Annotated in this window: 2 protein-coding genes and 2 pseudogenes; all 4 read right to left on the bottom strand. The window is 75.5% G+C overall.

What is annotated here, in order from left to right; all coding sequences use genetic code 11:
* Nucleotides 1-94 (bottom strand): annotated as a pseudogene (locus IE321_RS41295) (ATP-binding protein); the annotation flags it as partial.
* Nucleotides 75-485: a DUF742 domain-containing protein gene (locus IE321_RS41300; RefSeq protein ID WP_030496941.1), complete on the bottom strand. Its 411-nt coding sequence runs from the start codon at nt 483-485 to the stop codon at nt 75-77. The pseudogene IE321_RS41295 and the gene IE321_RS41300, both read right to left, overlap by 20 nt.
* A 156-nt stretch (nt 486-641) precedes the next feature.
* On the bottom strand, nt 642-1055 hold the full coding sequence (locus IE321_RS41305) for a roadblock/LC7 domain-containing protein (RefSeq protein ID WP_030496942.1): 414 nt from the start codon (nt 1053-1055) through the stop codon (nt 642-644).
* Nucleotides 1056-1064: 9 nt separating this feature from the next.
* Nucleotides 1065-2512, bottom strand: a pseudogene (locus IE321_RS41310) (histidine kinase); the annotation flags it as partial.

Raw genomic sequence — 2512 nt, forward strand, 5'->3', positions numbered from 1 at the left:
ACGTGGTCTTGCCCACGCCGAAGCCACCCGCCACCACGATCTTCGCGCTGGTGGTCGATCTGGCCGCGCCGCCGTTAGAGCTTGCGAAGTCCACTGAGCACCCTTTCGAGCAGTGTCACGTCCGGCGTGCCGCCGGCTTCTCCGTTGCCCGGCTGGTGGATGGCCACCATGCCCGCCTCGGCCAGGTCGGCCACGAGGATCCGGGCGACACCGAGCGGCATCGACAGCAGGGCGGACACCTCGGCCACCGACTTGACCTCACGGCACAGGTGGCAGATGCGCTGGTGCTCGGGGAGGAGCGTGGCGAGGTGCGCCGGGTCGGCCGTGGTGCTGACCAGCGCCTCGATGGCGAGCTGGTAGCGCGGCCGGGTCCGGCCGCCGGTCATCGCGTACGGACGGACCAGCGGCTGGTCGCCCTCATGACCGTACGGATCGTCCAGGGACGAGCCGCCGTACGGATCGTGAGTGGCGGGGGGCGGGGTCATGAATCCTCCGGGCGTGACAGCAAGACCTCTGCCGTCTGATGGGGCCGGTGGGGGGCCGGATGGGGCGGCCGGACGATTGAACGGTTCCGGGGGCGGTACGCGTGGGGGGAGTACCGCCCCGTCGGGGGGACAGGTGCCGCGAGCGGGTGGGGACCGCTAGTGCAGCAGGCTGCCCTGGAGCTCCGCGCGGAGATCCGGGGTGAGGACGCTGCCGGCCCGGTCGACCAGCAGCGCCATCTCGTAGCCCACGAGGCCGATGTCGCACTCCGGGTGCGCGAGCACGGCGAGCGAGGAGCCGTCCGAGACCGACATGAGGAAGAGGAAGCCGCGCTCCATCTCCACCACGGTCTGTGCCACGGGACCGCCCTCGAAGATCCGGGAGGCGCCCGCGGTCAGCGAGGTGAGCCCGGACGCGACCGCCGCCAGCTGGTCGGCACGGTCGCGGGGGAATCCTTCGGACATGGCCAGCAGAAGGCCGTCGGCGGAGACCACCACCGTGTGGGACACCCCGGGGGTGTTGTCCACGAAGTTGGTGATCAACCAGTTCAGATTCTGCGCCGCCTGGCTCATCGCGCTCAACTATCGCTCCTGCTGGTGGTTCGGACCGAGGTGGAAGCTACCCGTGGTCGAGTTGCCCGCCTGCCGGCCCTGCTGGATACCGCGGCGCAGGTTGGTGAGCCGGCCACGGACGTCGTCGGGTGCACGCGAGACCTGGGGGCCGGCCGTGTGGGCCTGCTCCTGTGCGGTCCCGGGTACGAGGTTGGCCTTCGGCACACGGCGCGGAAGACCGGAGGTGGTGACCCCGCCGGCGGAGGGCTTGCGCGCCCGCTCGGCCTGGCGCACCAGATCGTCGTTGGGCGAGGGCCGCCACGAGGCCGGCCGTCCGCCGTCGGGGGCCTGGCCGGGGGCCTGGCCCGGAGCCGGCCGCTGCGCCGCCGGAGCGGGCTGCTGCACGACCGGGGTCTGCATGGTCCGGTCGACCTCGGGCGCCCGCTGCGGCTGCGCCTGCGGGGCCGGGGCCTGGGCGGCCTGCTGCTGACCCTGGTCCTGGTGGAACCAGTTGGTCTCCAGCGTGTCGTACAGCGGGGTGCGCCCGTCGCCCGCGGCCGGCGCCGGCGGCAGGGCCTCCGGACGACGCGGCCGGCCGAGCTGCGGCTGCCGCGGCTCGGGCGCCTGCGGCGCGGCCTGCTGCGGGAAGCCCGGCTGCTGCGGCGCGTCGAACTCGTTGCCGGTGCGCTGGCGCGGGGCCGGCGGCTGCGGAACCTGCTGCTGCGGGGCCTGGGGCGCCTGCGGTACGTAGGGCTGGCTGCCGTACGGCGGCTGGGCCTGGTACTGCGGGGCCTGGGGCGCCTGCGGGGCCTGGGGCATCTGCGGGGCACCGAAGTCCGGCCGCGGGAACTGGCCCGTGGAGCCCGGACCCTGCGGGGCGAGCGGAGCCTCGTAGTCCGGACGCGCGAACTGCGCGGTGGACGCCGGGTCCTGGTACTGCGGGACCTGGGGAGCCTGCGGGGCACCGAAGTCGGGGCGCGGGAACTGGCCCGTGGAGCCCGGACCCTGCGGGGCGCCCGGCGCGGCGAACGAGCCCGTCGTCTCCGCGTCGTCGTGGCCGCGCGGGGCGTCCAGCGGCGTCATGTCCTGCTGCGGACGGCGCACCGGCTGCTGGGCCGGGTCGCTGCCCCAGCTCGCCGCCTGCGGGCGCTGCGGCTGCGGGTTGCCGCCGGGCAGTTCGGCGCGCGGGAAGCCGTTCGGCGCACCCAGCGGGTCCTGCTGCTGGGGGGCCTGCGGGGCCTGCTGGTTCTGCGGGCTGCCGCCCCACACGTCCGTACGGGACGGGATGGCGCTGGCGGCACCGCCGATGAGACCGGCACCGGGGCCGGGCTGCGGGGGCTGGGGGAGCTGCGGCAGCTGACCGGTCTGCTCCAGCTGGGCGTTGGCCGGCTGGGGCTGCTGCGGCCGCTGGGGGGCCTGGGGCGCCTGCGGCGCGCCGTCCCGGGCGGGCAGCGCGGTGCGGGGGCCGCCCGCGGGGC

The sequence above is a fragment of the Streptomyces hydrogenans genome (assembly GCF_014656075.1).
Taxonomy (GTDB): domain Bacteria; phylum Actinomycetota; class Actinomycetes; order Streptomycetales; family Streptomycetaceae; genus Streptomyces; species Streptomyces hydrogenans.

Excerpts from the sequence above, each read along its gene's own strand:
- IE321_RS41300 (WP_030496941.1), bottom strand. The coding sequence starts at position 485 with ATGACCCCGCCCCCCGCCACTCACGATCCGTACGGCGGCTCGTCCCTG.
- IE321_RS41305 (WP_030496942.1), bottom strand. The coding sequence starts at position 1,055 with ATGAGCCAGGCGGCGCAGAATCTGAACTGGTTGATCACCAACTTCGTG.